Source organism: Labrenzia sp. CP4, assembly GCF_001579905.1.
In the GTDB taxonomy this organism is placed as follows: Bacteria; Pseudomonadota; Alphaproteobacteria; order Rhizobiales; family Stappiaceae; genus Roseibium; species Roseibium algicola.
In genome coordinates, this window is record NZ_CP011927.1 from 2162095 (window position 1) to 2185426 (window position 23332).

Genomic DNA, 23332 nt, shown 5'->3' on the forward strand with positions numbered 1-23332 from the left:
GGCATATGCTCCGGCCTTTCTTCATGACTTGGGACGCTTAGAACGCCGCCGGATAGAGTCCGCCATCCATCAGGATGTTCTGGCCTGTGATGTAACCGGCGTGGCGGGAGCACAGGAAAGCGCAGGTCTGGCCGAACTCCTCGGCTGAACCGAAACGTCTTGCCGGGATTTCCGCTGCCTGTGCCGCCCGGACATCCTCGATGCTTTTGCCTGACTGCTGCGCGGCGCGCTCGAAGCCGCCCTTCAGACGGTCGGTGTCCATCTTGCCGGGCAGCAGGTTGTTGACCGTCACGCCGTGGGGGGCAAGCTGGCGGCAGACGCCGGCCAGGAATGCCGTGAGCCCCGCCCGAGCACCGCTGGACAGATCGAGCCCTTCGATCGGCATCTTTACCGAAAGCGAAGTGATGTTGACGATGCGGCCGAAACCGCGCTCCTTCATGCCGGGAACAACCGCCTGGATCAGCTCGATGGGGGTGACGAAATTCTGCACCACACCTTCCATCAACGCCGCACGGTCCAGCTCGGAATAGTCGCGCCGGGGTGGGCCACCGTTGTTGTTGACCAGGATGTCCGGGTCCGGGCAGGCCGCAAGAAGCGCTTCTTGACCTTCCCGTGTGGAAACATCCGCTGCGATGGCGGCAACGCTCACGCCGAAGCGGTTCTGCAGCAGCATGCGGGTTTCTTCCAGAACCGTTTCGTTACGTCCGTTCAGGACGATGTCGCAGCCTGCTTCCGCCAGTGCTTCGGCGCAGCCCTTGCCGAGGCCGCGGCTTGACGCACAGATGATTGCCTTTTTGCCCTTGAGGCCGAGGTCCATGAACGTTCTCCTTGATGCAGGTTGGACATGCTTTGTTGCTGGCAAAACCCGATGCTGTCAAATGCCGTCAGGGACATATGGAGCCGGTCAGCATCCGGCAAGATGTTCGTGAAGCAACGGAATGAAGTGAGGGAGGCCAATACCCGATCCGTGCCGGTGTTAATCATTAAGCAGGAAAACAAACAGGCCCGGGGAAGTCACGCCGTTTGTCATAATAGTGATACTTGAATCGCGTCTATAGCGCTCCAAAGGGAATTTGGAGAAGTGCTATGTCTACCGCTGAGGCATCGCGGCATTACCGGGCCTTGTTTATTTCCGACGTCCATCTTGGCACGCGCGGTTGTCAGGCGGAGATGCTGCTGGACTTTCTGAAGGACAATGAAGCCGAGACCATCTACCTGGTCGGCGACATTGCCGATGGCTGGCGTCTGCGGCGGTCCTGGTACTGGCCACAGCTTCACAACGACGTGGTGCAGAAGATCCTGCGCAAGGGGCGCAAGGGAGCCCGGGTCATCTATATTCCGGGAAATCACGACGAGTTTTTGCGCAGCTTCCTCGGTACGCATTTCGGCGGTGTCGAAGTGACCGACAGCATCATTCACGAAGCTGCCAACGGCAAACGCTACCTGGTCATTCATGGTGACCAGTTCGACGTGGTGATCCGCCATGCCAAGTGGCTGGCCTTCTTTGGCGACAAGGCCTATGTGACCGCGCTCGGCGTCAACACTTGGCTCAATGTGGTCCGCCGCCGTCTCGGCCTGACCTACTGGTCATTGTCCGCCTGGGCCAAGTTGAAGGTAAAGAACGCGGTCAGCTTTATTGGACGTTTCGAAGAAGCCCTGTCCGACGAGGCGCGCCGGCAGGGCGTCGATGGCGTCATTTGTGGTCATATTCACCACGCCGCGGACCGTGATATGAACGGCATTCACTACATCAACACGGGTGACTGGGTGGAAAGCTGCACTGCGGTTGCCGAGCACCACGATGGAACATTTGAGGTGATCCGATGGGTGGACCGTACCCAGGAGGAGGCCGTGCCGGCGAAAGCCAAGGAAGCACCGGTCGCCGCATGAGTTCCATTCTGATTGTGACGGATGCCTGGCATCCCCAGATAAACGGTGTGGTTCGCTCGCTTGAGCGCACGGCCGAAGAACTCGAGAAAATCGGCGTGCGGGTGGAATTCCTGACCCCTCAGGAATTCACGACGCTGCCATGTCCGACCTATCCGGAAATTCGCCTGTCGTTGACCCATCGCGGCATCGTGCGTCGGAAGATCGAGGATTACGGCTGCGAGCATCTGCACATTGCAACGGAAGGCCCGCTCGGGCTTCTGGCGGCAAGCGTCGCCAAGAAGGCTGGGCGTCCGTTCACCACGAGTTACCACACCCGGTTTCCCGAATATGTTTCAGCCCGGCTGCCGGTTCCGCTGACCTGGTCCTACAGCTGGCTGCGCCGGTTTCACAATTCCGGCTGCGGCTGCATGGTCGCAACACGGTCGCTGGAGCAGGATCTGCGTGACCGTGGTTTTACCAATCTGATGCGCTGGTCGCGCGGTGTGGATGAGCAGCAGTTCAAGCCTTACGAGGGGTCCGTTCTGCCAGCCGACCTGCCGCGCCCGGTGTTCATGTATGTCGGCCGGGTCGCAATCGAAAAGAACATCAAGGCGTTTCTGGATCTCGACCTGCCGGGATCGAAAGTGGTGGTCGGTGGTGGCCCGCAGCTCGACAGTCTGCGCCGGGAGTACCCGGGGGTGCATTTTACCGGTTCCAAGGTTGGCGAGGATCTCGCAAGGCATTATTCCGACGCGGATGTCTTCGTGTTTCCCTCACTCACCGACACTTTCGGCAACGTTATGCTTGAGGCCCTGGCCTGCGGCGTGCCGGTTGCCGCTTTCCCGGTAATGGGCCCGCTCGACGTCATCAGCGATACGGGGGCGGGTGTCTTGTCGGAAGATCTGCGCGAAGCGGCTGAAGCCGCGCTGGATATCCCACGCGAACATTGCCGCACGATTGCCATGAATTACACCTGGGCGGCCAGCGCACGTCAGTTCCTGGACAATTGCATTGAAGCCCAGGACATACACAACGCCCGTACGACGCAGGGAAAAGCCGCCGAATAAGGCGGCTGCCCTGATGTGCGATGACGTCGCGCAGTGCGGCAAACGAAATTGACACCAAGACAAGTTCCCGCTGGAACTGCCCGCTTTCCTGTGAAAACACTTGCATCGAGACCCGGCCCTGAAAGGGGCCGAGGCATTGCCTTGTACGCTTCTGCGGCAGGCCTCCGAGCAGTTGTTTGACGTTTAGAGCGAGTTCCGATGACGAATATGCAATCGCTGCCTGTGTCTGAAGCAGGTTCGAAGTTGGCCGGTAAAACCGTTTCCATAGAGGATGTTGAAGCCGCAGCGGAGAGGATCCGAAGCGAGGCGCTGGTGACACCGCTTCTGAGGCATCCGTTGCTGGATGAGGTAACCGGGGCAATTGTCGTCGTGAAACCGGAAAACCTGCAACGTAGCGGCTCGTTCAAGTTTCGCGGGGCGTTCAACCGCCTCAGCCTCATCCCGCCGGCAGACCGACCCAGGGGCGTTGTGGCCTGTTCGTCCGGAAACCACGCGCAGGGCGTTGCTGCAAGCGCGCAGCTGCTCGGTATGCCCGCAACCATCGTCATGCCGTCCGACGCTCCAAGGATCAAGCTGGAGCGCACACGCGGCTACGGGGCGACCGTGATCACCTACGATCGTGAGACCGAAGACCGTGACGCGATTGCAGGAGACCTGTGCTCCAAGTCAGGAGCGACGTTTGTCCACCCCTACAACGATGTCGGTGTCATCGCAGGGCAGGGTACAGTCGGACTGGAGATGGCAGCCCAGGCAGCTGCGCTGGGCCTGCATCTGGACGATGTGCTCGCCTGTACCGGCGGTGGCGGATTGTCCAGCGGCATTGCCCTGGCGCTGGAAGCCAAGTCGCCCGGTACGGTCTTCCATACTGCTGAACCGGAGCTGTTCGACGACTACAAGCGCTCGCTTGACGCCGGTGAGCGGCTCTCCAATGCCGTAAAGACCGGCTCTGTCTGCGATGCGCTCCTGTCCGATTCGCCGGGTGATATCGGCTTTTCAATTCTAAGCCGCGTAGCGGGCGAAGGCGTGACTGTCACGGACGAGGAAGCTCTGGCTGCCGTCGCCTTTGCGTTCACTGAACTGAAGCTCGTCGTTGAGCCCGGCGGAGCCGTTGCACTTGCAGCACTTTTGGCCGGAAAGCTGCCTTTCAAGGGCAAGACCGTCGGTATCGTTTTGACGGGCGGAAACATCGATCCACAAATGCTAAAGACTGCGCTGTCCCGTTAACGCGCCTTTAGGGGGCTACCCGCTAGAGCGGTTCCACAAGCATGACTTGCCGAAGTCGGGTGGAGGGGACCGGACCAGGCAGTCCTGTTTGCCTTTTCGTCGGGACGGCGCGAACAGGGCTGCTGAAAATTGAATTCCAGCGTGGATTGCCGGGCAACGGCGCCGCGTCTTCTCCTTTCATCACCTGAACATTGCCAGCGTACCGATGCATCGAGCATGGCGCGGAACGCCTTGTTGTGCCTTTCAACAGCCCACTTGGGTTCGCGAGGGAACAGGTGACACGTGCTTTATTGAATCAGGATCTCCTGCCTCTTCACTGAGAGGCTCGGAGATCCGGCAACTAAAGAGCGATCAGCTCACGGGCCCGTCAAACCGGACCTCCATCGGCTGATCCAAGAGGCATTCATGCAGACAAACACCTTGAAAGATCGGCTGAAGTTTTTCCGTTTCACGGACGAGGATCGGGCTGTGGCTCAGTCCGTGTGGCCGGCAATCAAGGAAGCCTTGCCGAGCGTTCTGGACGGGTTCTACGCACACGTTAAAACCGTGCCGCATCTGGCGGCGCTTGTCGGCAACCAGCAGTCGCGCCTGGTGAAGGCACAGATGAGCCACTGGGAAGGGCTGTTCGCATCTGGTCCGGATGAAGCCTACCACGAGCGCGCTGTGCAGATTGGCCTCACGCATGTGCGGATCGGCCTCGATCCCAGCTGGTACATCGGTGGCTATTCCTTCGCCCTCACGCAACTGACGGAGACGGTCCTGAAGAAGCGCTTCATGTCGACGGGCAAGCGCGTTCGGGCCATGCAGGTGATGACGAAGCTGGTCATGCTGGACATGGATGTCGCGATCTCCACCTATCACGAGAAAATGGTGGCAGACGCTGTCGGACGCGAGACCGAACTGAAGGCCGCCATCCAGGAATTTCAGGGCGTTCTGGGCGGTACTGTCGGCACGCTTGGCGCGGCATCCGAACAACTTGAAGTGTCTTCGGGCAGTCTGCGCCGCGAGACGGGCTCCATCGGAGAGCGGATGGTCAAGATGGACAATACGTCTGCCGAAACCGCAAGCGGTGTCCAGTCAAGCGCGACGGCAACGGAGGAAATGTCCGCTTCCATCACCGAGATCGGTCGCCAGGCAGGCCAGTCCCGCGAGATGGCGCTGAAGGCCGTGGAAGGTGCACGCAGCACAAACGCTTCCGTAACGAAACTTGCCGGCTTCGCGGATCAGGTCGGATCAGTGATCGGGCTGATCTCTGAAATTGCCGAACAGACCAACCTGCTGGCACTGAACGCCACTATCGAAGCGGCGCGTGCCGGGGAAATGGGCCGCGGGTTTGCGGTTGTCGCAGCCGAAGTGAAGGAACTCGCCAGCCAGACGACCAAGGCGACGGAAGAAATCACCGAACAGGTCGCCAGCATTCAGCAGGCGACCAGACAGTCTGTGCAGGATATCGAAGGCATCACCTCGATAATCGGCGCCCTGTCCGAAATCGCGACCGGCATTGCCTCCGCGGTGGAGCAACAGGCGTCGGCAACGGCAGAAATCTCGGCCAACGTCCAGATCGCTGCACAGGGCACCCAAGCCTTTACCGACGAGATTACCGCTGTGCGCGGGTCGGTCGAGAATGTCGAGGGGGCTGTCGGCACCATTCAGGACATGTCGACGGCGCTGAAAGACCAGGCCGGCCAGCTCGGCCAGCAGGCGGAACAGTTCTTCGCCAAGATCAATTCCGGCCGCTGATCGCCACCTTGCTGTCCCGGCCTTGCGCCGGGACCTCGGAGGCAAAGGGTTTTCCGCTCGCGCGCCCCGGCTCCCCGATCCCGGATCTCCGCTGCGCTGCGTCCGGGATGACCGACTGAGAGGGGGGGAGTGCGAGAAGCGGAAAGAGCGCCAAACCTTAGCTTGCCCGGAAAACCAGCTTCCCCATCGTCATCCCGGCCAAGCATAGCGCGAGCCGGGACCGGAGAGCCGAGGCGCAACCGTTTTCGCGACCTTACTATCGCCGACCTTCAGTTCACCGATCCCGGCATTCCGTAGCGGTCCATCCGCAAGAATCGATAGTAGAGGCAACAAAAAAGGCGCCGTAACGGGCGCCTTTTTCGAATTTCCTGCCGGATGCATTCTTAGTTGAAGAGTGCCTGGCGCTCGGCTTCGGACAGCTGTTTCAGCGGATCTTCGCCATCTTCTTCACTGACTTCCTCGGTCAGCTCCCATTCGGCGTCGGCCTCGGCTTCGTCTGCCGCTTCATGAGTGCCACCACCCACTTCGCTGTCGAACAGGCGTTCGATGGCAGCTTCATCCAGAGTGGCGTCCGGGTCGGCACCGGCGAACTCGTCGTCTTCTTCCTCTTCGTCGGCGGCAGGAGCGGAGGCGAACATGTCGTCGATAGCGGCTGCGTCCATCGGCTCGTCACCGCCGGCCATGATGGCATCGACGTCGGCTTCGCTTGCCATGATGGCATCAACATCAGCTTCGCTGGCATGCTTCGGAGCTTCTGCCGGGGCTGATTCCGCGCCGGTTTCCTTCAGTGCGGCGTCAAACACGTCGTCGCTGACGGACATCAGCTCATCGACGTTGTTCTGGGAAACGCCGCCCGCAAGCTGCGGGCCGTTCAGGAGATGTGCATCCGGACGAGTGTCGACCGGGCCAGCCGTTGCTTCGGCTTCCAGCTCCTGGATGCCCCAGATGTTGATCATCAGGTTGATGCGGCTTTCAAGATAGCGCAGTACCTGAACAACCTTGTTGGTCCGCTGGCCGGTCAGATCCTGGAAGGAACAGGCCATGAAGATTTCGGTCGCCTTGGCATCGATGTCGTCGCACACGGCATCGTCCGCACCATTCTCGCGCAGGACCCAGGCCTTCTCCTGAATCTGCTCTGCAGCTTCCAGAATGGATTGGGTCGCGCCTTCGGTCTGGGTGACGATGGCATCGAGTTCGTGAGAGGCGTCGACAAAGCGGTTGCTTTCCTCGCCTTCCGCCTTGATGTTGGCAATCTCGGCCTTGGTACGCTCGATAGCCTCGTGCATGTCGGCAATGTCGAGACGGATCTTGTCGAGATCCGGCACCTTGCGTTGCCGGGTCATCATTTTTTCCAGCCGACCAATCGCAGTCAGAATTTCGGTGGTTTCCGGTGTCTTGTTGCGATTGAGGAATTCTTTCAGGAACCTGCGCCCGCGATCGGACTCCATCAGGGTCTGTTCGAGAGTCTGGTATTCGGCTTCGCCGATCAGCTCCGGCTGTTCCTGTGCTGCTGCCGCTTTCATGTGGACGCGAATCTCAACTTGCCTAAGGGTCGTTTATTGCCGTAACACGGACAACTTCGCCCCCAAGGTAAGGCGGAAAACGTTAACATCCTTTTAGGGCGCTACTTCGCCCGGTATCCCATGTCGCTTGACCGTTCCAGTATCAGCAGCCGTGTCTCGGCCCTGTTCGCCAGCCATTTCTTCGGCGTTGGCCTGTTTCTGCCGTTTATTCCGGTCGTGCTCGGGTTTCGCGGGCTGACAGCGGCTGAAATCGGATTTGTTCTGGGGATAGGCACGATTGCCCGGATCGCGGCAAGTCCGCTTCTGTCGAATCTCTCCGACCGCACCGGCCAGCGCAGGCTGTCGATCCTGATCTATTCGCTGGCGGCTGCGACCTTCATCGGGCTCTATTTCCTGCCCCTGGGGCTTGTGTTTCTTTCCATCGCCGTGATCGGCTACATGGTCATGAATGCGCCGGTGGTGCCGCTCAGCGATGCCTATGCGCTGGATGTCCAGCGCAATACGGGAGCGGATTACGCCCGCATGCGGCTATGGGGTTCAGCCGGTTTCGTGGTTGCCAGCATCTTCGGAGGTTCGCTGGCTGCGGAAGGTACGTCCTGGCTCATCGTGGTTGCCGTCGGCCTTGCGTCCCTGGCAACGGGTGCTGTTGCCATGTCGCTTCCACGGCAAAAACGTGGTGCAACGCCTTCCGAAGCGGCCGACGGGACTTCGGACGACCACAAGGACACGCCGTTCAAAAGTGTCTGGTTCTGGCCGTTGTTGATGGTACTTGGATTGTACCAGGCGAGCCATTCAGCCTTTTACGGCTTCGGGACGCTCTACTGGCAGGCAATGGATGTGCCTGACTTTGCGATCGGTCTCTTGTGGGCGACGGGTGTTGCGGCTGAAATCGCCCTGTTCACGGTTGCCGGAAAACTGGCGCAACGGTTTGATCCGCCAATCTTTCTGCTGGCTGCCGGGGTGGCGGCAACCTTGCGTTGGCTGCTGTTCCCCTTCGCCGACACGCTCCCCGCCATGGCTGCCTTGCAGACTTTGCACGGCCTTTCTTTCGGCGCGGCCCATCTGGGGGCCGTCGCGATCCTTGCACGGGTCGTGCCGAGCCGTTGGGCGGGAACGGGGCAGGGTCTGCTTGCGACTTCCGTGGGCATCCAGATGGCGATCGGCCTCAGCATTTCCGGCGCCATTTACGAGATCAATCCGGACTGGCCCTTCTTCGTGATGTCTGTGGTTGCGGCAATCGGCACGCTGTTGACACTGGCGATGACGCCAATGCTGCGAAGTCGCATGGCGGCGGAGTGAGCTTGGGGAATTTCCGTATTCTCCCGCTGAAGAGGGATTTCAGCGCCCTTCGATAGTCCAGATATGCATACCCACAAAAAACGCCGGCCCAATGACAAGGAACCGGCGCTTTTCTTTTGTTCAGCGCTGAAGTTCTTACCCCCACAGCTCCGGCTGAGGCGGATAGAGCGTGCTGCCTTCGAACTTCAGTCCCGGTGAGCGGTCTTCGGCCAGGAGCAGAGGTCCGTCGAGGTCGACAAAATCCGCCTTCTGGGCGATCAGGACCGCAGGCGCCATCGCGAGAGACGTGCCGAGCATGCATCCGACCATGACCTTGAGATCCTGGGCGCGCGCTTCATCGCAGAGCTTCAGCGCAGCCGTCAGACCACCTGCCTTGTCGAGCTTGATGTTGACCGCGTCATATTTTGCGCGCAGGCCATCGATGCTCTTGCCCGGATGAAGGCTTTCGTCCGCGCAGATCACCACACGCCGCTCAAGCCCTGCCAACAAGCCGTCGTTCTTTGACGGCAATGGTTGTTCGATCAGGGCAACGCCCGCAGCTTCGCAGGCGGCCATGTTGATCTCAAAGCAGCTTTCGTCCCAGGCTTCGTTGGCATCGACGATCAGGGTGCTTTCAGGTGCGGCAAGGCGTACGGCGGCAATCCGCTCGTCATCACCGGGCCCGGCAAGCTTGATTTTCAAAAGCGGGCGGTGAGCTGCTGCGCGGGTCTTTTCAGCCATCTTTTCCGGCGTGTCGACGCTGATGGTGAAGGCTGTCGTGACCGGCTTCAGCGGACCGACACCGGCAATGTCCGTTGCCGGTGTTCCGGATCGTTTTGCTTCCAGGTCCCAAAGAGCGCAGTCGACGGCATTGCGGGCTGCTCCGGCGGGCATCGCCTCCAGAAGCTGTTCCCGGCTGAGGCCGTTTTTCAAAAGGGGTGCGATTTCCTCAATCTGCGTCTGAACGGTTTCGAGCGATTCGCCGTAACGCGGATAGGGCACGCTTTCGCCATGGCCGGTTGCTTTGCCGTCACTCAGGGTGACGACCACGACCTGGGCATGGGTTCGGGTCTCGCGGGAGATCCTGAAACCTCCCGCGATTTCGAAGCGTTGCGCTTCGATGCTGACCTCAAGGCTCATGGCGCACCGAATTCCGCCGAGACCTTGTCAACGATGGCTTCCATGCCGTAGCGGACCGGATCGGTTGCCGGCAGGCCGTGCTTTTCACCGACCTTTGCCAGGTACGCGAGGGCCTCATCGTCATCGAGTGCGGTGGTGTTCACCGCAATACCGACGCAGCGGATGTCCGGATTGGTGAGTTTGCCGCAGGCAATGGTCATGTCGATGACCTGCTGGATCGTCGGAAGTGCCGCTTCGACGCCGCGCATCTTGGTGCGTGTCGGTTCATGGCAGACGATGAAACCGTCCGGCTGGGAGCCGTGCAGAAGACCAAGTGTGACGCCGGCGAAGGACGGATGGAACAGCGAGCCCTGGCCTTCGATGATCTGCCAGTTATCGGGATCGGTCTCCGGAGAGATCCACTCGGCAGCTCCGGAAATGAAGTCGGCAATTACCGCGTCAAGTGCGACACCGCGGCCGGAAATGAACACGCCGGTCTGGCCGGTGGCGCAGAAGGTGCTGGAATAGCCCCGGTCGTTCATTGCCTTGTCCATGGCAAGGGCGGTGTATTTCTTTCCGACGGAACAATCGGTACCCACGGCCAGGATCCGTTTGCCTGCGCGTTTGGTGCCCTTGCCGGTGGCAAAAGCCATGCTGCTGTGACGCACGTCGTGGAGCTGTCGACCGTTCCGTTCTGCGGCTTCCTTGATCGCCGGCACGCTGGCAAGGCGCACATGGAGGCCGGAAGCGACATCCATGCCGGCATCGAGTGCTTCGACGACAGATTCGACCCAGTGCTCCGGCAGGCGCCCACCGGCGTTCACAGCTCCGATGATGAACGTCTTGGCGCCAGCTTCCGCCCCCTCTGCAATCGACATGTCGGCAAGGCCTGTGTCGGCGGCGCATCCGGGCATGCGGACCTGGCCCAGGCACCAGTCCTTGCGCCAATCAACGATGCCGATCGCGGTCTTGGCGGCGAGGGCATCGGGAACATCACCGAGAAACAACAGGTAAGGACGTGCAATTTCCATGGATTAAGCTTTCAAGTGGCTGCTGGAGGGTTTACCAACTTCATGGTGAATGACGGTTGGTATTGAACTTCTCCATCAGGTATACGAGGGATGGTGAACCAGCGGCAAGAGGGCAGCCAGCCGGAATGGCATTCTTGGAAAAAAACATCGCACCGGAGATGGTTCTGGAAGCAGACGGGCCGGATCATCAATACCTTGCCCTTTCCGGCGACTGGACCGTCAGCACCATCGCCGACGCAGAAAAAGAGCTGAACAGCCTCACGATCGACAAAAAAAGCCTGACCTGCATCGATGTGTCCCAGATCGAGCATCTGGATACGAGCGGCGCCTGGCTGATCCACCGCACGCGCGGCCGACTGGAATTCGAGGGACGCAAGGTTGGCCTGACCGGTGTCTCTCCCGTCCGCCAGACCCTGTTCGAGGAAATCGAGAGCCACCATCCTCCGAGATACAAGCCTGACAGGAACGGATTTTCCATTGCCGGCTTCCTGGAAGCCACGGGCCGCCAGATGGTGGACGTCTATCACGACGCCCTGGCGATGCTGCATATTCTCGGCTCGCTCGGTCTGGTTCTGTCGACAGTTCTGCTGCAGCCCAAACGCCTGCGCAGCATATCGATCGCGGTTCAGTTCGACCGGAGCTGCATTGGAGCCGTGCCGATCGTCGCGCTGATGAGTTTTCTCATAGGTGCCATCATCTCGCAGCAGGGCGGCTTCTACCTCAGGCAATTCGGTGCCGACATCTTCGTGGTCGACCTTGCAGGCATCCTGGTCCTCAGGGAAATCGGCGTGATCCTGACCGCCATCATGGTGGCAGGGCGCTCGGGATCCGCCTTCACGGCAGAACTTGGGGCGATGCGGATGCAGGAGGAAGTCGACGCACTGCATGTCATCGGCCTCAGTGTGACTGAAGTCCTCGTTTTGCCTCGAATTCTGGCGCTGATGATTGCTCTGCCGATCCTGACGTTCATTTCGGATCTCGCGGCTCTGCTGGGGTCCGGCATCGTGACATGGGCCTATCTGGACATTCCACCGGCCGCCTTCTTGACCCAGTTGCAGGCGGCAATCACGATCAATACGCTGGTCGTGGGGCTGGTGAAGGCGCCCTTCATGGCGCTGATCGTCGGCCTGATCGCCTGTGTGGAAGGGCTGAAAGTCGAAGGCTCCTCCGAATCTCTTGGCCGTCACACCACCATGTCGGTGGTGAAGGCGATTTTTCTAGTCATCGTGGTGGATGGTTTCTTCGCCATATTCTTTGCCGCGATTGGAGTTTGACCGACCGATGACGCCAAGCCAAAGCGTGACGCCTGCAAAAGAGACCGCCGCGACGGGCGAGAAGTCGGACAATGTCCTGTCCGTGCGCGACATCACAGTTGGATTCGGTTCCAAGATCATTCTGCAGGATCTCGACCTGGATGTGCGCCGGGGCGAGGTGCTTGGTTTCGTCGGTGGATCGGGAACCGGCAAGTCCGTGCTTATGCGCACCATCCTGGGCCTGACTCCCAAGCGAACCGGGCAGATTTCGGTTTTCGGACACGACCTGTCGACCGCGAGCCCAAAGGAACGCACGGCAATCGAACGCCGCTGGGGCGTGCTTTTTCAGCAGGGCGCGCTGTTTTCCTCGCTTTCGGTCAAGCAGAACATTCAGGTGCCGATGCGGGAGCACCTGAAACTTTCACCGCAATTGATGGACGAACTGGCGACCCTGAAACTGGAACTGGTCGGGCTGCCGCAAGATGCCGCCGACAAGCTGCCGTCGGAACTTTCAGGGGGAATGATCAAAAGGGCCAGCCTGGCTCGCGCCCTTGCACTCGACCCGGATTTGGTGTTTCTGGACGAACCGACGTCCGGACTCGATCCGATCGGGGCGGCGGCCTTTGATTCGCTTATTGCAAATCTCAGTTCGACCCTCGGACTGACCGTTTATATGGTCACCCATGATCTTGATAGTTTGCATTCTATCTGTGATCGGATTGCTGTTCTTGGGAAAAAGCGGGTTCTGGCCATCGGCACGATGGACGATATGATGAAAAATGATGATCCCTGGATTAAATCTTACTTCAGGGGTGAACGGGCCCTGCGCCGAGTATAGGTTGGACTGAATGGAAACCCGCGCGAACTATATTCTGATCGGCGCCTTCATGGTCGCAATCCTGATCGGTGCGTTCGGCTTTGTGTATTGGCTCGCCGTCACCGCGGAATCCAGGCAGAATGTTGAACTGAAAATCGTCTATCCCGGACCTGTGACGGGGCTTCCGGTCGGGGGGCAGGTGCTTTTCAACGGCATCAAGGTCGGCGATGTGAAATCGCTGGACTTTGCACCGGGGGATCCGACCAAGGTTGTGGCCACCGTTGGCATCAAGCCCTCGACGCCCTTGCGCGAAGATACCAAGGCAACGCTGAATTTCACCGGCCTGACAGGCGTCGCCTATGTCGACCTCAGTGGCGGATCATCTGAATCGCCGCTTCTGCTGAGCATGGCCGACGACCAGGACGAGGACAAAGTTCCGGTCATCTACGCCGAACGGTCCTTCTTCGATGACATCGTGGATGGTGCCCGCGATGTTCTCAAGCGTGCGGATTCGACCATGAAGACGGTCGACGACCTGCTGAAGGACAACGGCCCCGCAATCACCGAGATCGTCAACAACGCCGAGACCTTTTCCGCCGCGCTGGCCGCCAATTCCGATGGCGTGAAGGATTTCATGGCCAGCATCGGCAAGGCTTCCGATGCGTTTTCCAGCCTGTCCGGCCGGCTTGAGACGCTGGTGCAGGAAGGTGAACGCCTGCTGGCTGCCGTGCCTTCCGACAAGGTCACCGCCATTGTCGATGACCTTTCCAAGTTTTCTGCAAGTCTCGGCAAGGCCAGCAGCGACATCGATCTCCTGATGGCCGATGCCCAGAGCGCGGCCAAGGAACTGCAGACCTTCACGGTGAACCTGAATGAAGGGCTGGATCGCGTTCACAAGATTGTTGGCGCGGTTGATCCTGAAGATGTGCAGAAGGTGGTGCAAGGGGCCGCAGCCCTTGGCGAGGTGCTGCAGAAGCGCACCGGGGACATCGACAAGCTGATCAGTTCCACCAGCGAAACCATGCAGAACGTCAATGCAGTGGTGGAAAACATCCGGAACCAGGAAGGCGCGATCAAGGATATCGTGCAAGGCGGGCGTGATGTCGTGGTCAAGGTGGATGCCATCATGACGCGCGGCGTGGAAATTGCCGCTGCCATTGATCCGCTGAAGGTCGAGGAAGTGGTTGCCAATGTCAGCACCTTCACCGACAGCCTCAATGCATCGCTGGGTAAGGTCGACGAGCTTGTGGCGAGTGTCGATCCGGAGAAGGTCAGCAAGGCCGTCGACAATGTTTCCAGCATCATCGACAACTTCAACAATCAGCAGACGCAGATCAACGAGATCATCGCTTCCACCAAGTCCACCGTTCAGAACTTCGAGGCGGTTTCAGCGACGGTTCGTGGCCAGGATGACCGGATCGCGGCGCTGATAACGGATGTTCAGGCGGCTGCCGAACGTTTTGCGACGACGCTTCAGACCGCGAACGACCTGATGAAGGCCGTGGATCCGGAAAAGGTTGCGAATATCGTCGGTTCCGTCGAAACGGCGACAGCAGGTCTTGCAAATCCGGAAGACGGCATTCCGGCCATCCTGGAAAGTGCCCGCAAGGCTGCAGACAACGTTCAGCAGATGACGGACGATCTTTCGAAGCGGACACCTGACGTCGACCAGATCATCACCGATGCCAAGCAGATGACTGCGACGCTGAATTCCACCTCGGTGCGTGTCGAAAGCCTGGTCGAGAAGGTTTCCACCATGGTGGACGGCGATGGTGAAGGCTTGATCAAGGAAGCGACGTTGGCCGCGCAGGCAATCCGCAAGGTTGCGGTTGCGTTTGAAAGCCGGGCAGATTCGATCGCCGGCGGGCTTTCCAAGTTTGCGACCCAGGGCTCTGCGGATTTCGCTGCGGCGCTGGCGCAGGTTAACCGGACACTGATCTCGATCCAGCGGGCGGCGGAAAGCTTTGAACGCAGTCCGAACCGGGTGATCTTCGGCGGTGAAGATGTGCCGACATATTCCGGCGGGCGGCGCCGGTGAGACTGAATGTGCAGAGGCAGGGGCGTATGACGAAGGCAACCACTGACATGACCCGCCGGGGCGTCTTGACCGCTCTCGGGCTCGGCGTGCTTGTGTCCGGATGCGCCAGTTCCGCGCCATCGGCCTACTACAGCATCGGTGCGGCCGACGTCGGTGGCCTTCAGGGCCGGTCCAGCCGCGTTCAGGTTCTCGTTTCCGCGCCCCGGGCGCTGAAAGCACTCGACACCAGTTACATCGCGGTTGTCGACAAGGGGCCGGTCTACAGCTACTTCCCGGATTCTGCCTGGGCCGACACGCTGCCCAACGTGGTGCAGCTGAAACTGGTCGAAACCCTGCAAAACACCAACCGCCTGCGCGGGGTTGGCCTGCCGGGCGACGGCCTGCTGATCGATTATCAGCTCCAGACGGAAATCCGTGCCTTCGAACTGCAGGTGGCGGGTGCCAATCGCGGTGTCGTCGAAATTTCGGCCCGCATCGTCAACGACCGCAACGGTCGAACAGTTGCCAACAAGGTCTTCCGGGCGGAAACGTCTTCCGGTAGCACGACCGTCGACAAGGCGGTCGAGGCCATGAACGCTTCAGCCGACCGGGTGTTTGCAGAAATGGCTGCCTGGACGCTGCAGAACGTCTGAGGCGGGTACCCTTAACAGCCGCAATTGGGAAACCTTATCCGCATGTTGCCTCCGGCTCTCATGCGGCGGAGAATGATCCTCGTTCTCCGGTGTGCGCTTGTCTGCTTGATGCAGTCTGAAATCCAGCGTCCTGAACAAATAATCGTTGCCGTCTTCCCTATCTGGGGGCAGTGAACAAGGCGGCTGCCTGCTAGTCAGGTGGCCAATGTTCAACGTGAGACGAGACATGACGAGAGTTGCGGGTGATCTCTGGTGCAAGGCTGGTGCCGTGCTTTTCATTATTCTGCTGGGGGCGTTTTCCATGCCCTTTGCAAATGCAGCCGACTTCAGGCTGCGGCCGGATCTCGAGCCGCACCTGAGAAGCCTCAAGCTTATCTATCCCCCTGAAGGACCGCACAGCGTTCTGGCGCAGCTTCCGAACTTGGAAGATGGGGAGGTTGGGCAGATCGATCAGTTTGCGCTTTATCCTGCGGAACCGGAAATGGCAACGCATGTGATCGAGCTTTCAGGCCCGATCGTAAAGGGCGATGCCGGCAAGTTGTCTGCCTTTCTGGACAGCATAAGTGGCCCGTCGATACGCTACCTCGTTTTCAACAGTCCTGGAGGCGATTTCCTCGAAGGGTTCAAGATAGCTGACAGCATCCGGTACAATCTTGAAAGTCAGGATCCGAACATCGGTGGCGTCTTCGTGCTGAAGAATACCAGCTGTGTGTCTGCCTGTGCTCTGGCATTCTCCCTGTCCGTGGACATGGTGCACCCCTTTGCCAGCGATGCCCGCTACGTTGAAAAAGGTGCGGAGCTTGGCTTTCACATGGCATATCTGGCCGGAAATCAGGGCGCGCAGGTCGAGCGTATCGACAAGATCCTGGCCTTTGGCTATCAGGTGACCGAACAATACAGCAAGCTGATTGGCTTCAACATCAATCCGCCTGAACTGATGATGGAAGCCCTGAAGCATTCGACGGCAGACAGCTTCTTCTATCTGCGCGGCGGAATTAACACCTGGAACCTCGGCTTTTCTCCCGTTTCCAACGAAGCTGAAGCAAACCTTGTCCATGTGGGAGATGGTGTCGACTACGATGCCAACGAAATCTGCAACACCGTCAACGTTGCAGGGCGATCCTTCAAGGCCTACTACGAGGTCGCCGACCTGTTTCAGTTCATGAACTCGGAGTTCTCGCTTTCGGACTTGAAAGCTTTGAAAGGCAGAACGGCAACCCTCTATACCGATACGTTCTCCTGCCAGCTGTCGATGACGCCAGAAGGGGCTCTGTCCGTTGCACTCTGGCGTGGCAAACCTCTTTGTCTGCAACAGGGCCCCGGAAACGAGGAGGTCGACGGTGGCTTGCAGGGCTGGTGTGCTTCCAGGAAAGTCGTTTCAGACCCTGTAACGCTGGGTCTGATGGGGAACGTCCTTGGGTGCTCGGACAACAGGCTTGTTTCCAAAAACAGCTGGGCAAGTGAAAACGGTGGCCTGTCCGGCCGGGTGAAAAGCAATGTGAATTTCCGCTCCAGCCCTGATGTGGGTGGGCAGGTACTGGGTATGTTGCCTGCCGGCGCCACGCTCTCCTTGACCGGTTGCATGATCCGCGCAGACAAGGTCGGCATCTGGTACCAGGGACAGTTCGAAGGGCAGACAGGTTGGGTCAGCGCCCGATACATATCGCCGAACCTTTACTACGAAGCCGGTCAGTTTCTGCCGATTACGCGCCGGGTGAAGCCATCCTGGGAGGGTTTCTCGGAACAATAGACGGTGTTCAGGTCGTTGCACCTGCCTTGCCGTATCTGACGGGCGGGCAGCCTACGTGCCGGGTAAAGGCTGTGCTGAAGGCGCTGGTGGAGCCATAGCCGGTCCGGCTGGAAATCTCGCCGATGCTGTGGAGACCTGAGCGCAGCATGTGCTTGGCTAGCGTCATGCGCCAGTTGAGCAGGTAACTCATTGGGGGCAGGCCGACAATGCGGTTGAAACGGGTAAAGAACGCGGAGCGGGAGAGGCCTGCCTCGCCGGCCAGCGCCCGGATCGACCAGGCCTGTTGCGGTGCGCCGTGCATGGCACGCAGGGCAGGGGCCACCCGAGCATCCGCCAGGCCGCTGAGAAGCCCGGTGGAAGCAGTGGACTGGACGCTTGAACGGAAAGCCTCGATCAGGAGGACCTGTAGAAGGTTTTCCAGCACCACATCCCTTGCAGGGCGATCGGCCCGTGCCTCGTCGCGTACCAGGGCTGCCAGCGACGCCAGACGATCTTCGCCGCGCACAACCACCATCTCCGGCAGAAGAGAGACCAGCAGCTCGGCATCCGGACTGCCGAAGCTGCAATGGCCAACCAGCTGCTGAACCTGGGGCGGGGTTTCACGCGGGTCCAGCATGCCGACGCGCACAACACCATCTTCCCCGTAAACAGGCTGGCTGAAATAGCCTGGAGGTGGTGGCGGATCGAGACTGGTGACAGTCAGCCCGCCAACGGCGGGCAGCAGTGCAAAATCACCCGCTGACAATATCACCGGTGCTCTACCGTCCACTTCCAGGTTGAGCCGCCCCATCAGCACCAGGCAATAGAACGCGTCGTTGACATCGTCCCGTCGCACCCGGAAGGGGCCGGAGGCTTCCCCGATTTTCGAGAAGGGGGCTCTGGGCCGCAGAAGTGTGATCACTTCGGACAGGGGATCTGCCATTTCGGACTTTCGATAAAAAGACTGAGACTTCTCATGATAGAAAGTTTTGTCCGTCGTGTCGATATGGGGAGCATCCAACAACAGGAGACTTTGTCATGAAGACCATCATGATTACTGGATGTTCCTCCGGCTTCGGGCTGGAAACGGCGCGGCATTTTCTGAACGAGGGCTGGCGGGTGGTTGCGACCATGCGCAAACCCGACGCCACCTTGCTGCCGGCCTCCGAACATTTGCGCATACTGCCGCTGGACGTGACAGATCACACCAGCATTGCCGAGGCCGTGGCTGCCGCCGGCCCGGTTGACGTGCTGGTCAACAATGCTGGTGTTGGCTGGTTGTCGCCCTTCGAGGCAACGTCGGAAGACGTGGTGCGCAGGATATTCGACACCAACACCTTCGGGACTTTCGAGATGATCCGCGCGGTGCTGCCGCAGATGCGGGAGAAGGGCGAGGGCGTTATCGTCAACGTGTCCTCCAGTGTCACGCTGAAGTCCTTGCCGCTGCTACCGGTCTATACCGCCAGCAAGGCGGCCGTGAATGCCTATACCGATTGCCTGGCTCTGGAGCTTGCGCCGCTTGGCATCCGCGTCCAGCTGGTTTTGCCGGGCCGCGCACCTTCGACCAGCTTTGGCACGAATGCACGAGCGTTGATGGCGGACGCGATGGAGGCGCCTGCGGCCTACAAGCCCTTTGTCGAGGAAGTGATGGGGGCCTTCATGGCAGATGCCGACAAGGAACCGACCCGGTCGGAAGATGTGGTCAAAGCCATCTGGCAGGCGGTAACCGATCCGTCGTGTCCCGCCCACCTTCCTGCCGGCAGCGACGCAGAGGCGCTGGCGGCCTGATGAAAGGTATGCCGGGCGGTGTGGCTACCGTCCGGCAATTCTTTGGCGTTCGGTTTTCCTGGCCATGCACCGGCCGGTAAAGCCTCAGATGAGCGCCAGTGACAGCAGCGGAACAGCAATCAACAGCGCCAGGCGCAGGATGTCGGCCAGCCAGAACGGCAGAATGCCGGCGAACATCGTCCTCAACGGCACGTCCGTTAGCACAGAGCGAAGCACGAAGACGTTGAGGCCGATCGGCGGCGAGATCAGGCTGATTTCGGTCACCACCACCACGATGATGCCGAACCAGATCAGCACCATTTCCGGATCTGCCAGCAAACCGCCACCAAAATCGAGCGAGCTGACCAGCGGGAAGAAGACCGGGACCGTCAGCAGGATCATCGACAGGCTTTCCAGCACTGCCCCCAGCACCACGTAGATCAGTACCAGAACCAGAATGACGACATAGGCGTTGACGTCGAGCGACTGAACGAAGGTCAACAATGCGTCAGGCACACCGGCATAGCTGATGAAGTTGGAAAAGACTTCCGCGCCAATGATGATCGCGAAGATCATCGCCGTGGTACGCGCACAGTTGAGCGCGGCGGTGTAGAGCTTTTCAAACGTCAGACCACCGGACACGAGCGCGATCACGAAGGCGGCGGCAGCACCGATGCCGGCTGCTTCTGTCGGTGTGAAGAAGCCGCCGTAGATGCCGATCATGATCACGGCAAATAGCCCGACAACTGCCAGAACACCCCAGACGTCACGCTTTTCGAGCTTCATGTCTTCGGACGCGGTTGGCGCAAGCTCGGGTTTCAGCAGAACCGTGACGTAAATGGCGCCGAGATAGAACAATACGCCCAGCAGGCCCGGGATGATGCCGGCAATGAACAATTTGCCGATGTCGGCCTCGGTCAGCAGGCCGTAGATGATCAGGATGACGGAAGGCGGGATCAGAATGCCAAGCGTGCCACCGGCAGCGATGGAGCCGGTTGCCAGACTGTCGGCATAGCCTGCCTTGCGCATGGAAGGCATGGCCACCTTGGACATGGTTGCGGCCGTTGCCAGAGACGAGCCGCAAACTGCCGAAAAGCCGCCGCAGGCGACAATGGCCGCCATGGCAAGGCCACCACGCATGCGGTGAAGCATGTGGTGAGCGGTCGAGAATAGCGACTGGCTGACACCGGAAATGGTCAGCAGGTTGCCCATCAGAATGAACAACGGGATCACCGAAAGGGTGAACGAAAGGCCGGTTTCGAAGGCCGCATTTCCGAGCAGGTTCAGCGCGGCATTCCAGTTGCGCAGGGCCGCGAACCCGGCAGTGCCGACGATGATCATTGCAATTGCAATGGGCACGCGCAGAAGCACGAGCGCGAAGAGCGCAACGAAACCGATCAGAGCTTCAAGCATATTCAATACTCACTGGTATCAAGCTTTTTCGCGGAACCGCTTGGCCGCGAAGACTATGGCGGCGATGGCGGAGAGCGCGAAGGAGGCAGCTCCCAGCCAACCGATCAGCGAGAGCGGGATCTGAAGGGAATCCGTCACCTGTCCGCGACGGTCCATCTTCTCGGCATGCTCGAACAGCTTGAATGCGATCAGGGCCAGGACACCGACCGTGCAAACAGCGGCAACCAATGTGCCGAGCCGTTTGAGAAGGGCGCTCTTGAGCCCGTCGAGCAGCTCCACCTCGATATGTTCGCCGGCAGCGGTCGTCAGTGGCAGGGCCAGGAAGATCAGCGTGGCCAGCAGCAGCTCCGTCAGCTCATAGGCACCGTTCACGGGGCTGTTGAAGGCATAGCGTGCGACGACGTCGACACAGGTTAGCCCGATCAGGGCGGCCAGCACACATAAACAGGCCAGCCCGAGCAGGAAACCGGCCCCTCGCCGGATCGTATCGATCCGGCGAGGGGCCTGGCCGTTGGATTCGGCAGACATGCTTAGTGCTTGATGCCGGTCTTGTCGCGGAACTCGGCCAGAGCGGCGGTGCCGTCAAAGCCGGTTTCGGCAACGGCAGCCGCCCAGGTGGCTTCATGCTTGGCTGCAAGTTCCTTCACCGCCTCCAGAACCGGGGCCGGTGCGTCGTAGACCTCAATGTCCTTGTCGGCAATGTAGGAAGCTGCACGGGCATCTGCGCCATCCCAGACGCCGCCGGCCATTTCGGCAAGGGCTTCACCGGAAATCTTGTCGATGGCCGCCTGGTCTTCTTCCGAAAGGCCGTCCCAGACATCTTCATTCATGACCATGAACCAGGAGGTGTTGTAGAAGCCACCCGGCAGGCTCATGGAGTATTTGGTGTAGTCGGTCAGATTGAAGGCCTGCAACGCTTCCATGGGGAAGGTGACACCATCGATGACACCGCGGGACAGCTTCTCGTAGACTTCGCCCGGGCCCATGAACTGGGTGATGATGTCAAGTTCCTGAGACAGGTCCGCAACATAGCCGCCCGGCGTGCGGATCTTCAGACCGGCAAAATCTTCAGGCTTTTCGATCTTGCGCTGGTTGTTGTGGAACATGCCGGGGCCGTGAACCCAAAGGCCGAGCAGCTTGGTGCCCTTGTGTTCGCCTTGCGCGTCGAGGGTACCGCCATAGACGTCCCAATAGGCCTTGGAGCCTTCGGTTGCGGTGTTTGCGATGAAGGAGAACTGGCCAATGCGCGAACGCAGGAAACGGTCGTCGCGCGTGAAGGAGTGCAGGCCGTAGGTGATGTCGACGATGCCTTCGGCGGCAAGGTCGAAATGCTCGGGCGGCGAGCCGACCGGCTTGGGCAGAATGCGCACGGTTACGCGGCCATCGGTAGCCTTGGCAACTTCTGCTGCCCAGGGCTCCATCACGTCGGTAACGAGCGGGTGTTTCGGCGGCAGCCAGGACGACAGAACCAGTTCGTCGGCGGATGCGCTGGCGATGAAACCGGTCAATGCGGACGCTGCCACACCTGCGAGAATGGAAAGACACTTCAACTGTTTCACGATTTTCTCCTCCCCTTCATTTCATGAAGGCCGTTCTTGCCGGTATGATCCCGGACTTGAAACGTGATGCCAAACATAGTTACATATGCAACAAAATAGTTACACATGAAACCAAGTCAATCGTAAAATCGTGCAGACGACCTAACCAATACTGTTGAGCGCCGATGACCAAGCTGACCAATCCGGAGACCGAGACCCAAGAAGCCATTGGGATTGCGAGCGAAACGCCGGAGACGCCATTGCCCGACTTCGAGCTGGAAACATTTTTTCCCTACCGGGTGCGTGTCTTTTATTCCGACGTCACACGGGCTCTTTCAGCGGTTTACCAGCGCGATTACGGCATGATGCCTGCCGAATGGCGTACCATGGCCATTCTCGGCTCGGCCTCTGGCGGACTGCAGGCAAGCGAGATCGTTGCCCGCTCCAGCATGGACAAGGTGGTTGTCAGCCGGGCCGTGAAACGTATGGAAGAGCGTGGGTTTCTGACACGCGAAAGCAACGAGGCCGACGGCCGCAGTTTTCTTTTGCAGCTTTCAGAGGAAGGACGCGCGGCTTTCGAGGATCTTGCTCCCAAGCTGAAAGCCGTCGAACAGAAAATGCTCAGCGGCCTCTCACCTGCGGAAATCGAGGGGTTTCTCGCGGTTACCCGGCGGATCCGGGAAAACCTCTCGGACGAATTGGACGGGGTGAGTGATTGAGAGGCGGTGGTCATTCGACTTCCCGCGGCCGGGCGATGCCCTAAGACGGCATTGCGTGCCGGATCTTGCGTCCGACTTGAAAGAGGCATCGCCTCATCCAGCTCTCATACGCTCTGCAAACGAGTAGGCCCCGGGTCTCGCGCTGCTCGCCCGGGGTGACACCGGGGTTAGGGTGCCATTAAATCATGCCACTCGGGATTGGACTTCTCGATTAGTTGAACTTTCCAGGATTTGCGCCATTTCTTGAGGCGTTTCTCCATGGCGATGGCTTCGCTCACATCGTCGAACGCTTCTGCAAATACCAAATTGCCGATGCCGTGCTTGCGGGTGAAATCGCCGCCTGACCCACCGCGATGCTCCTCAACGCGCCGGGCAAGATCGTTTGTCACCCCGATGTAGAGCGTGCCGTTCATCCGGCTTGCCAGGATGTAAACGTAATAGGTCAAGCTTCACCTCTGAAGTGAATTGCATTTGACGGTACAACCGTTTTGCATCTTCAAGTCAAGCGGCGTCGGTCGCTTTGCGTCCCTGGATCAATCCAGGCAGGGCGTCACCCCGGGCGAACGAAGTGAGAC

The 23332-nt window shown here is 59.6% G+C and carries 21 protein-coding genes; 12 read left to right on the forward strand and 9 right to left on the reverse strand.

Going from position 1 to position 23332, the window contains the following annotated elements; all coding sequences use genetic code 11:
* Positions 1–37 precede the first annotated feature (37 nt).
* A complete protein-coding gene (locus ACP90_RS10040; protein WP_062488235.1) occupies positions 38–817 on the reverse strand; it encodes an SDR family oxidoreductase in 780 nt (259 codons plus the stop codon).
* 269 nt (positions 818–1086) lie between these two features.
* Between ACP90_RS10040 and ACP90_RS10045 the strand changes: the two genes are divergently transcribed.
* The 4 genes from ACP90_RS10045 to ACP90_RS10060 all read left to right on the forward strand — a co-directional run bounded on the left by ACP90_RS10045 (position 1087) and on the right by ACP90_RS10060 (position 5900).
* Positions 1087–1890 (forward strand): UDP-2,3-diacylglucosamine diphosphatase, encoded by an 804-nt coding sequence (locus ACP90_RS10045; protein ID WP_023000648.1) that lies wholly within the window; start codon positions 1087–1089, stop codon positions 1888–1890.
* Positions 1887–2936 carry a glycosyltransferase family 1 protein gene (locus ACP90_RS10050; RefSeq protein WP_055655308.1) on the forward strand — a complete coding sequence of 350 codons (1050 nt, stop codon included), beginning with the start codon at positions 1887–1889 and terminating at the stop codon, positions 2934–2936. Before ACP90_RS10045 ends, ACP90_RS10050 begins: the two co-directional genes overlap by 4 nt.
* A 198-nt stretch (positions 2937–3134) precedes the next feature.
* Entirely contained in the window at positions 3135–4160 is a 1026-nt protein-coding gene (locus ACP90_RS10055) for a threonine/serine dehydratase (RefSeq protein ID WP_082809718.1), read from the forward strand.
* Positions 4161–4565: 405 nt separating this feature from the next.
* A complete protein-coding gene (locus ACP90_RS10060; RefSeq protein WP_062488236.1) occupies positions 4566–5900 on the forward strand; it encodes a globin-coupled sensor protein in 1335 nt (444 codons plus the stop codon).
* A gap of 383 nt (positions 5901–6283) precedes the next feature.
* Here ACP90_RS10060 and ACP90_RS10065 read toward each other — a convergent pair whose 3' ends face one another.
* Positions 6284–7423, reverse strand: a complete 1140-nt coding sequence (locus ACP90_RS10065) for a protein phosphatase CheZ (protein WP_062488237.1) — start codon at positions 7421–7423, stop codon at positions 6284–6286.
* Between the two features lie 120 nt (positions 7424–7543).
* On the opposite strand from ACP90_RS10065, the gene ACP90_RS10070 reads away from it, so the two are divergent.
* Positions 7544–8722: an MFS transporter gene (locus ACP90_RS10070; protein WP_062488238.1), complete on the forward strand. Its 1179-nt coding sequence runs from the start codon at positions 7544–7546 to the stop codon at positions 8720–8722.
* Between the two features lie 135 nt (positions 8723–8857).
* Here the strand turns inward: ACP90_RS10070 and dgcA are convergent, their stop codons facing one another.
* On the reverse strand, positions 8858–9841 hold the full coding sequence (gene dgcA, locus ACP90_RS10075) for an N-acetyl-D-Glu racemase DgcA (RefSeq protein ID WP_055655302.1): 984 nt from the start codon (positions 9839–9841) through the stop codon (positions 8858–8860).
* Complete coding sequence (gene dgcN / locus ACP90_RS10080) at positions 9838–10851, reverse strand: N-acetyltransferase DgcN (protein ID WP_062488239.1); 1014 nt, start codon at positions 10849–10851, stop codon at positions 9838–9840. Before dgcN ends, dgcA begins: the two co-directional genes overlap by 4 nt.
* A 125-nt stretch (positions 10852–10976) precedes the next feature.
* Here dgcN and ACP90_RS10085 point away from each other — a divergent pair, with 125 nt between their 5' ends.
* The 5 genes from ACP90_RS10085 to ACP90_RS10105 all read left to right on the forward strand — a co-directional run bounded on the left by ACP90_RS10085 (position 10977) and on the right by ACP90_RS10105 (position 17341).
* Complete coding sequence (locus tag ACP90_RS10085) at positions 10977–12125, forward strand: ABC transporter permease (RefSeq protein WP_023000656.1); 1149 nt, start codon at positions 10977–10979, stop codon at positions 12123–12125.
* Positions 12126–12132: 7 nt separating this feature from the next.
* Positions 12133–12942 (forward strand): ABC transporter ATP-binding protein, encoded by an 810-nt coding sequence (locus ACP90_RS10090; RefSeq protein ID WP_023000657.1) that lies wholly within the window; start codon positions 12133–12135, stop codon positions 12940–12942.
* Positions 12943–12952: 10 nt separating this feature from the next.
* On the forward strand, positions 12953–14959 hold the full coding sequence (locus ACP90_RS10095) for an MlaD family protein (RefSeq protein ID WP_023000658.1): 2007 nt from the start codon (positions 12953–12955) through the stop codon (positions 14957–14959).
* A gap of 26 nt (positions 14960–14985) precedes the next feature.
* Positions 14986–15591 (forward strand): ABC-type transport auxiliary lipoprotein family protein, encoded by a 606-nt coding sequence (locus ACP90_RS10100; RefSeq protein ID WP_023014540.1) that lies wholly within the window; start codon positions 14986–14988, stop codon positions 15589–15591.
* Between the two features lie 226 nt (positions 15592–15817).
* Entirely contained in the window at positions 15818–17341 is a 1524-nt protein-coding gene (locus tag ACP90_RS10105) for an SH3 domain-containing protein (RefSeq protein WP_062488240.1), read from the forward strand.
* A gap of 7 nt (positions 17342–17348) precedes the next feature.
* On the opposite strand, the gene ACP90_RS10110 is transcribed toward ACP90_RS10105, so the two are convergent.
* A complete protein-coding gene (locus ACP90_RS10110) occupies positions 17349–18263 on the reverse strand; it encodes an AraC family transcriptional regulator (RefSeq protein ID WP_062491508.1) in 915 nt (304 codons plus the stop codon).
* Between the two features lie 95 nt (positions 18264–18358).
* On the opposite strand from ACP90_RS10110, the gene ACP90_RS10115 reads away from it, so the two are divergent.
* On the forward strand, positions 18359–19108 hold the full coding sequence (locus ACP90_RS10115; protein WP_062488241.1) for an SDR family oxidoreductase: 750 nt from the start codon (positions 18359–18361) through the stop codon (positions 19106–19108).
* Positions 19109–19192: 84 nt separating this feature from the next.
* Here ACP90_RS10115 and ACP90_RS10120 read toward each other — a convergent pair whose 3' ends face one another.
* Genes ACP90_RS10120 through ACP90_RS10130 form a run of 3 tightly spaced genes read right to left on the reverse strand, consistent with a single transcriptional unit; the run spans position 19193 to position 22059 of the window.
* Positions 19193–20500, reverse strand: coding sequence for a TRAP transporter large permease (locus tag ACP90_RS10120; RefSeq protein ID WP_055655294.1), 1308 nt, complete (start codon positions 20498–20500; stop codon positions 19193–19195).
* 18 nt (positions 20501–20518) lie between these two features.
* Positions 20519–21028 (reverse strand): TRAP transporter small permease, encoded by a 510-nt coding sequence (locus tag ACP90_RS10125; RefSeq protein WP_062488242.1) that lies wholly within the window; start codon positions 21026–21028, stop codon positions 20519–20521.
* A 2-nt stretch (positions 21029–21030) separates the two neighbouring features.
* Complete coding sequence (locus ACP90_RS10130; protein ID WP_228148033.1) at positions 21031–22059, reverse strand: TRAP transporter substrate-binding protein; 1029 nt, start codon at positions 22057–22059, stop codon at positions 21031–21033.
* Between the two features lie 164 nt (positions 22060–22223).
* Here ACP90_RS10130 and ACP90_RS10135 point away from each other — a divergent pair, with 164 nt between their 5' ends.
* Positions 22224–22757, forward strand: coding sequence for a MarR family transcriptional regulator (locus ACP90_RS10135; RefSeq protein WP_062488244.1), 534 nt, complete (start codon positions 22224–22226; stop codon positions 22755–22757).
* A 167-nt stretch (positions 22758–22924) separates the two neighbouring features.
* Here ACP90_RS10135 and ACP90_RS10140 read toward each other — a convergent pair whose 3' ends face one another.
* Positions 22925–23203 carry a GIY-YIG nuclease family protein gene (locus ACP90_RS10140; protein WP_062488245.1) on the reverse strand — a complete coding sequence of 93 codons (279 nt, stop codon included), beginning with the start codon at positions 23201–23203 and terminating at the stop codon, positions 22925–22927.
* Positions 23204–23332 lie beyond the last annotated feature (129 nt).

Bases quoted from the DNA above. Each gene is read 5' to 3' on its own strand.
- ACP90_RS10040 (WP_062488235.1), bottom strand. From the start codon at position 817: ATGGACCTCGGCCTCAAGGGCAAAAAGGCAATCATCTGTGCGTCAAGC.
- ACP90_RS10045 (WP_023000648.1), top strand. From the start codon at position 1,087: ATGTCTACCGCTGAGGCATCGCGGCATTACCGGGCCTTGTTTATTTCC.
- ACP90_RS10050 (WP_055655308.1), top strand. From the start codon at position 1,887: ATGAGTTCCATTCTGATTGTGACGGATGCCTGGCATCCCCAGATAAAC.
- ACP90_RS10055 (WP_082809718.1), top strand. From the start codon at position 3,135: ATGACGAATATGCAATCGCTGCCTGTGTCTGAAGCAGGTTCGAAGTTG.
- ACP90_RS10060 (WP_062488236.1), top strand. From the start codon at position 4,566: ATGCAGACAAACACCTTGAAAGATCGGCTGAAGTTTTTCCGTTTCACG.
- ACP90_RS10065 (WP_062488237.1), bottom strand. From the start codon at position 7,423: ATGAAAGCGGCAGCAGCACAGGAACAGCCGGAGCTGATCGGCGAAGCC.
- ACP90_RS10070 (WP_062488238.1), top strand. From the start codon at position 7,544: ATGTCGCTTGACCGTTCCAGTATCAGCAGCCGTGTCTCGGCCCTGTTC.
- dgcA (WP_055655302.1), bottom strand. From the start codon at position 9,841: ATGAGCCTTGAGGTCAGCATCGAAGCGCAACGCTTCGAAATCGCGGGA.
- dgcN (WP_062488239.1), bottom strand. From the start codon at position 10,851: ATGGAAATTGCACGTCCTTACCTGTTGTTTCTCGGTGATGTTCCCGAT.
- ACP90_RS10085 (WP_023000656.1), top strand. From the start codon at position 10,977: ATGGCATTCTTGGAAAAAAACATCGCACCGGAGATGGTTCTGGAAGCA.
- ACP90_RS10090 (WP_023000657.1), top strand. From the start codon at position 12,133: ATGACGCCAAGCCAAAGCGTGACGCCTGCAAAAGAGACCGCCGCGACG.
- ACP90_RS10095 (WP_023000658.1), top strand. From the start codon at position 12,953: ATGGAAACCCGCGCGAACTATATTCTGATCGGCGCCTTCATGGTCGCA.
- ACP90_RS10100 (WP_023014540.1), top strand. From the start codon at position 14,986: ATGACGAAGGCAACCACTGACATGACCCGCCGGGGCGTCTTGACCGCT.
- ACP90_RS10105 (WP_062488240.1), top strand. From the start codon at position 15,818: ATGACGAGAGTTGCGGGTGATCTCTGGTGCAAGGCTGGTGCCGTGCTT.
- ACP90_RS10110 (WP_062491508.1), bottom strand. From the start codon at position 18,263: ATGGCAGATCCCCTGTCCGAAGTGATCACACTTCTGCGGCCCAGAGCC.
- ACP90_RS10115 (WP_062488241.1), top strand. From the start codon at position 18,359: ATGAAGACCATCATGATTACTGGATGTTCCTCCGGCTTCGGGCTGGAA.
- ACP90_RS10120 (WP_055655294.1), bottom strand. From the start codon at position 20,500: ATGCTTGAAGCTCTGATCGGTTTCGTTGCGCTCTTCGCGCTCGTGCTT.
- ACP90_RS10125 (WP_062488242.1), bottom strand. From the start codon at position 21,028: ATGTCTGCCGAATCCAACGGCCAGGCCCCTCGCCGGATCGATACGATC.
- ACP90_RS10135 (WP_062488244.1), top strand. From the start codon at position 22,224: ATGACCAAGCTGACCAATCCGGAGACCGAGACCCAAGAAGCCATTGGG.